At 54.6% G+C, this 6,884-nt stretch carries 5 protein-coding genes; 4 read left to right on the top strand and 1 reads right to left on the bottom strand.

Annotation, left to right across the window (positions count from 1 at the left end; all coding sequences use genetic code 11):
* Nucleotides 1-739: 739 nt before the first annotated feature.
* On the bottom strand, nt 740-2,215 hold the full coding sequence (gene rlmD / locus QJ48_RS19950; RefSeq protein WP_054975273.1) for a 23S rRNA (uracil(1939)-C(5))-methyltransferase RlmD: 1,476 nt from the start codon (nt 2,213-2,215) through the stop codon (nt 740-742).
* Nucleotides 2,216-2,383: 168 nt separating this feature from the next.
* On the opposite strand from rlmD, the gene QJ48_RS19945 reads away from it, so the two are divergent.
* From QJ48_RS19945 to QJ48_RS19930, 4 genes are all read left to right on the top strand, one after another.
* Nucleotides 2,384-3,334: an ABC transporter ATP-binding protein gene (locus tag QJ48_RS19945; RefSeq protein ID WP_054975274.1), complete on the top strand. Its 951-nt coding sequence runs from the start codon at nt 2,384-2,386 to the stop codon at nt 3,332-3,334.
* A complete protein-coding gene (locus QJ48_RS19940) occupies nt 3,331-4,428 on the top strand; it encodes an ABC transporter permease (protein WP_054975272.1) in 1,098 nt (365 codons plus the stop codon). Before QJ48_RS19945 ends, QJ48_RS19940 begins: the two co-directional genes overlap by 4 nt.
* 230 nt (nt 4,429-4,658) lie before the next feature.
* Entirely contained in the window at nt 4,659-4,886 is a 228-nt protein-coding gene (locus tag QJ48_RS19935; protein WP_054975271.1) for a hypothetical protein, read from the top strand.
* Between the two features lie 118 nt (nt 4,887-5,004).
* Complete coding sequence (locus QJ48_RS19930) at nt 5,005-6,774, top strand: B12-binding domain-containing radical SAM protein (protein ID WP_054975270.1); 1,770 nt, start codon at nt 5,005-5,007, stop codon at nt 6,772-6,774.
* Nucleotides 6,775-6,884 lie beyond the last annotated feature (110 nt).

Here is a 6,884-nt window from a genome sequence, read left to right as displayed (position 1 = left end):
CCATTTCTTGAGTGAGTCTCCCTTTAAAATACGGTATATTCAACTTAGTTCCAACTTGAAAATCTTCATCACAACAATTAATATCAATGTGTTCTATTATTGTTTTAACTGAATCGCTTAAATCAGCCCATTTTAAATTACATTTATTATTCACTACTTTCATCTCCCTTAAAATTATCTTTTTATTGTAATTCAATTAGATAAACAATAAAACTATTCCCTAAGTTCACGCACCTAATAAGTTTTGTTATCAACTTCAATTACCTCTCCGATAGAATTTTTTTGTTTTGGAAGGTTTAGATTATAATCTCCTGTTACAGCGACTATTTCATCCCAACTCCTTTATTATTTGAAAAAAGTTAACCATTTTTGCCAGTTGGTTCTCTGTTATTTCTTACCAATCTTAATCTCATTATAGGATACTTTCTCTTTCCGCATAGTCTTAACAATTGCTTCATTCGTTTGCACGCTTACAGTGAGCTTAAGACCTAAACTCGTTTTTCAAGTCTATGTAATTCATCCAGATCTTTCTCTGAGAAATTTCCATCAATAAAAACAATAAACTCATCCTTATTCCCTTTTACTTTTTCAATGAACTTATAAAGTTCAACTTAATACATCTTAGCCGTAAAACCTAGATGAGTCACGCACAGTTTAGAATTAATGTTCGTATTAGTTATGCAAAAAAAGAACCTCCTTTTCAGGAAGTTCTCCATATATATAATTCAGGTTATTAACTTCAATCCTCTTGATATATCCTTACCACGCACTCCACATGCGCCGTCTGCGGGAACATGTCCACCGGCTGAATCCAATCCAGCCGGTAGCCTTGCTCAAGCAGCACCCGGCAGTCCTTCGCCAGGGTGGACGGGTTGCACGACACGTAGACGAGTCGTGCCGGCTTCGCCTCGGCGAGCGCGAGCAGCAGCGGGCGCTCGCAGCCGGTGCGCGGCGGGTCGACCACGACGACGTCGGGGCGGATGCCGCGCTGCACCCATTCGGGCAGCAACTGCTCGGCGCGCCCGACGAAGAAGCGGGCGTTCGCTGCGCCGCTTGCCCGGGCATTGTCCCGGGCGTCGTCGACCGCCTCGGGGATGAGCTCGATGCCGCGCACCTCATGGGCGTGCGGGGCGAGCCAGAGCCCGATCGTGCCGGTGCCGCAGTAGGCATCGACGACAAGCTCTTCGCCGGTCAGCGCGGCGGCTTCGCGGACGGCGTCGTACAGCTTCACCGTCTGCTCCGGGTTCAGCTGGAAGAAGGCGCGGGGGGAGAGGGAGAAGCGGACGTCGCCGAGCGTCTCGTCCAGCCGCTCCTTGCCCCACAGCACCGTCGTTTTCGCGCCGAAAATGAGCGGAGAAGCTTCTCGATTCAGATTTTGCGCGATAGTCGTCACCTGGGGTAGCTCGTCTCGGATGCGGCGGACGAGCCGTTCGCGGTCCGGGATGCGGTCCGCCGCGGTGATGAGCGTGAGCTGAATCTCCCCGGTTTGCCGGCCGACCCGGGCTACGATGGTGCGGACGACGCCTTGGCGGGTCCGTTCGTTGTAGACGGGGATGTCCAGCTCGCCAAGCAGCTTGGCGACCGTCTCCGTGACTCGGTTGATCGCCGGATCGTGTATCGCGCAGCCGGTAATGTCGACGAGCTTATGCGTGCCGGGGGAGTACAAGCCCGCGACGACCTGCTCGCCTGCACGGCCGAGCTGCAGCTGCGCTTTGTTCCGGTAGCTCCAGGGGTTGTCCATGCCGAGAATCGGCCGGATCGGGGCCGTTTCCATGCCTGCATAGCGCCGGAACGCTTCCCGGACCAGCTCCTCCTTGGCGCGCAGCTGAGCCTCGTACGTCATATGCTGAAGCTGACAGCCGCCGCAGCTGTCGTAGACGGGACAGGGTGGCTTTTGACGGTGCGGCGAAGCCTTTTCCACTTCCACCAGCTTGGCCGTAATATAGCTCGGCTCGACCTTTGTCACCGTCGCTTTCACAACTTCATCCGGCAGCGTTCCATCGATGAATACCGCCTTGCGCTTGTAGTAGCCGACGCCCTCGCCGTTAATGCCGATCCGCTTGATCGTCACCACGATCCGGTCGCCAGCTCTCAAATCTTCTGCCGTCGCGGGCCGACTTGCCGCAGGGTTCTTCCCGCCAGGCTTACGTGCGGCTTCCGGTCTTTTTCCCTGCGGACGCGAAGAATTGCGGTTCTTTTTCCATTCAGTGCTCATGCCGTTCTCTCCGTTTCTTGTCAAATCGCTGTTCTTACTATACCATGACCGGGCCGGATTGGCGAAACGGGCTCCGTGCTTAAGATTAGGCATCCCCCTCGGCCGGATGGTATACTCTAGCTGTAGCTTTTTCCAAGAACGCCCCCAAAGGAGCTGAAGATGTTGCCGATGGCGGAAACGATGATTAAGTCGGACGGTTTAGTTAAACGGTATGGGGATTTTACGGCCGTAAAAGGCGTCCATTTCGAAGTATATCAAGGCGAGGTGTTCGGGCTGCTCGGGCCGAACGGCGCGGGCAAGACGACCACGATGGAAATGATCGAGGGGCTCCGACGGCCGGATGAAGGGCATGCGATTGTGGCAGGCTTCGATACCCGGACGCAGCTGAATCAGGTCAAGCAGGTGATCGGCGTCCAGCTGCAATCCACCTCGCTGTTCGATCTGTTGAAAGTGCACGAGATCGTCCGCATGTACGCCAGTTTTTACCCGAGCTCCGTCCCGATCGAGCCGCTGCTGGAAGATATGATTTTGCAGGAAAAACGCAACGACCGCGTCAAAAACCTCTCCGGCGGGCAAAAACAGCGTCTGGCGATAGCGCTGGCGCTCGTGAACGATCCGCAGGTGGTCTTTTTGGACGAGCCGACGACGGGGCTGGACCCGCAGGCCAGGCGGATGCTGTGGGACATTGTGCTTAGGCTCAAGGAACGCGGAAAAACGATCGTGCTCAGCACGCATTACATGGAAGAAGCGCATGCTTTGTGCGACCGCATCTGCCTGATGGACAGCGGACAGGTGATCGCGCTCGATACGCCCCGGAATCTGGTCCGCAACCTGCAGTCAGACAGCGCCATCGAATTCCGGCTGGAAGGCGCCGACGCTTGGAGCGAGGAGCGGCAAGAGGCTATAACGGAAGCGCTGCGGGAAGTAAGCGAGGTGAAGCAGGTGGATCAGCGCAAAGACATTTTCGTGCTGTATACCGACCATCTGCAAACCTCGCTGGTCGATCTGATCGCCCGGGCGGAAGGGCAGGAATGGCGCGTGCAGGAGCTGCAGACCCGGACGGCCACGCTGGAGGACGTCTTCATCCACATGACGGGAAGGAGCTTGAGGGAAGCATGAACGCTTACATACATCTGACGCTTGCCCAACTGCGGCTGTTCGCCCGCAACCGGCAGGTGCTGTTTTGGACGCTGCTTTTTCCGATCTTCTTCATGGTCATGCTGGGCTCGTTCCTAGGCAAAGGCAATCCGGTCTCCGTCACCGGCGCCATCGTCGATGAGGACCGGACGGCCGCTTCCGAAGCGCTGATGAAGGCGCTGCAGGATAACCCGATCCTGCGGCTGAACGCAGCCACCGATTTAAATCCCGAGTTGGAGACGCTGAAACGCGGCGATTACCAGCTTGTGCTCGTCATTCCGAAGGGCTACGAGGAACAAACGAAGCCGGGCAGCACGGGGGTGTCCGCTGCGATCAAAGTGTATTACGACGAAACGAATGCCGCGACCTCGCAAATCGGGCTGCAGGTGCTGGCTCCGGTCATCGACGGGATCGACAAGAAGCTGTCGGGCTACACGCCGAAAATTACGATCCGGCCGGAAGGCGTACAGTCGCTGAAGCTCAGCTATATCGACTTCCTGGTGCCGGGCATCGTCGCCATGATGATTATGTCCAACAACCTGAACGGGGTGGCGGGGCAGATCGCTTCGTGGCGGGAGCGGGGCATCCTGCGGCGGATGCAGAGCACGACGCTGAAAGCTTCGACGTTTATTGCATCGCAGATTACGGCGCGGCTGCTGCTGAACGGCTTGCAGGCCGTCATTGTGCTGGTCGTCGGCTCGCTCTTTTTCGGCACGCAGGTGAACGGCTCCTGGCTGCTGCTGCTCGGCTTTATCGTGCTCGGGACGCTGGCATTCATGTCGATCGGTTTTATCATTGCCGGCCTGGCCAAAACGCCGGAAAGCGCCGGGCCGATCGCCGGCTTCATCTCGTTCCCGATGCTGTTTCTGGGCGGCGTCTTTTTCCCGATCAAGAACATGCCGGAGTTCCTTCAGCCAATCGTCAAGCTGCTGCCGATCTCCCATTTGACGACAGCGCTGCGCCAGGTCATGAACGTAGGAGCGGGACTTTCCGTCGTCTGGACGGAAGCGGCACTTTTAGGCGGCTGGCTCCTCGTCGCATTTATCGTGGCAAGCTTTACGTTCCGGTGGGAATAAGCCGGCCGGGACTCCGGTTCAGGCCGCAGCTTTTACAGACGGCGCCGGCCCTTCCGCTCGAAAATTCCACATTTTTTTCTTAAAAATGGGAAATACTATGCTCATCATGCTGCATATATAGAGAAAAGGAGAATTTTAACCTTTTGTTTATATTCTCCTAATGTTGTCTTAATGTTTGCCCGGTAACATGAAGACAATAATATACGATGCGAAGGGACGATTTCTAGATCATGATTTTGTACCAATTGGCCAAGAGACTGGCGGAGCGCAATCGACTGCAGGACAATATCGAGCGTTCCGAGGGCAATATCCAAGCATTGGTAACGCAAAAGGAGCAGGTGGAGGAGCAGCTGTTGACCCAGGCCAACATGTGGAAGGAAGAGGGGCAGGACGAATTTATGCTTGCTGCGCTGGCCCCTGAGCCGGACAGCCTGCCTGTACAAGAGTCTTTGTATTAGTTTTGGGAAAATGGGACGTCACGTTCCATTTTCTTTTTTTGTGTTCGTTTCCGTTTCGCGGTAAAATAGGGATGCTGTTCAATACGAAAATGGATAAGTAAAGAGGTACGGAATTCCCATGAAAAATATTGTCTTATCGACGTTAAACGCCAAATATATTCACACTTCGCTCGCGCTCCGGTATTTGAAGGCGTTCAGCCAGCACGATTTTCCCGGCATCCAAATTGCCGAATACACGATCAAGGACCCGGCGATGAACATCGTATCCGACATTTACCAGCGCAAGCCCGAGGTTGTCGGCTTCTCCTGCTATATCTGGAACATCGAAGAAACGATCGTCGTGGTCAGCATGCTCAAGAAGATCATGCCCGAGCTGATCGTTGTCTTGGGTGGTCCGGAGGTTTCCTACGATACGGAGTATTGGATGAACCGGCTGCCGGAAGTCAATTTCATCGTCGTCGGAGAAGGGGAGGAGACGCTCCATCACCTGCTGACCGAGCTTGAAGGAGACCGTGCCCTGTACAGCGTCTTCGGCCTCGCCTACCGCAACAAAGAGGGACGGGTCGTCATCAACCCGCCGCGGCCGAAGCTGGCCTTGGACGATATTCCGACGCCGCACCGGTTTGCCGAGGACATCCCGAGCCTGGCGAATCGGGTCGTTTATTTCGAGACGAGCCGCGGCTGTCCGTTCAGCTGTCAATTCTGTCTGTCTTCCATCGAAGTGGGCGTTCGTTATTTCGATATGGAGCGGACCAAGAGCGACCTGCTTTATCTGATCCGATCTGGAGCGAAGCTGATCAAGTTCGTGGACCGGACATTCAACATTAAGCGCGATTACGCCATGGAAATGTTCGAATTTCTGATCCAAAACCATAGCGGCTGCGTGTTCCAGTTCGAGATTACGGCGGACATTATGCGGCCGGAAGTGCTCGATTATTTGGCGGAGAACGCGCCGCCCGGCATATTCCGCTTCGAGATCGGGGTTCAGTCGACGAACGATTTGACCAACAGCCTCGTCAAGCGCCGCCAAAACTTCGCCAAGCTGACCCGTACGGTGACGAAGGTGAAGGAAAGCGGCAAAATCGATCAGCATCTCGATCTGATTGCCGGGCTGCCCGAGGAAGATTACAACTCGTTCCGTAAAACGTTCAACGACGTATTCGCCCTCGGTCCCGAGGAATTGCAGCTCGGTTTTTTGAAAATGCTTCGCGGCACCGGGATGCGCCACGACGCCGAAAAATACGGCTACCTCTACATGGACCATGCGCCGTATGAAATTCTCGGCAACAAGATTTTGCCTTTCTCGGACTTGGTGCGGATCAAGCGGGTAGAGGATGTACTGGAAAAATACTGGAACGCCCATCGTATGGACCATACGGTCCGGTATTTGATCGAGCGCGAATTTACGTCGGCCTTCGACTTCTTCCAAGAGTTCGGCGATTATTGGGAGGAGCGGGGGTGGCAAAAAATCGGGCACCAGCTTGAGGATTTGTTCACCCGGCTTCATGCGTTCCTGAAGCATCGCGGCACGGCCAAGCTCGACGTCATCGAAGGCTTGATGAAGCTGGATTATTTCCTGAACCACAAATACAAGCCGCGCAAAATCTGGTGGAACTTCACCTTGGACAAGCCTCGGCAGTCCGATTATTTGCGGCTGCTTGCCGAGCAGCCTGAAGCGGTATCCGGTTCGTTCGCCGCACTGGGCATCGGGGAGAAGGATCTGCATAAGCATGTCATGATCGAAAAGCTGCCGTTCCGGCTGGACCGTTACTTGCAAAGCGGGGAGCTGGACCGGACAAGCGAGCAGCTGCTCATCGTTTATTTCCCGCCGGACGCTTCGGCCAAGCCGCAGCCGTTCACGCTGGCGCTGGAGTCGACGAGCGCCTGAATGCGTAGGTCATAATGAAGAACACCCCGTCTTGACGAACTGTGACCCACAAGAAGGACACTTTGAAAAAAGTGACCATCTTGTGGGTCATTTGTGTTTTAATCAGAGTA

It is taken from the genome of Paenibacillus sp. A3 (assembly GCF_001399685.1).
Lineage (GTDB): Bacteria > Bacillota > Bacilli > Paenibacillales > NBRC-103111 > Paenibacillus_G.
Note: the sequence above shows the minus strand (reverse complement) of the source record. Positions and strands in the feature narration are given on the sequence as shown.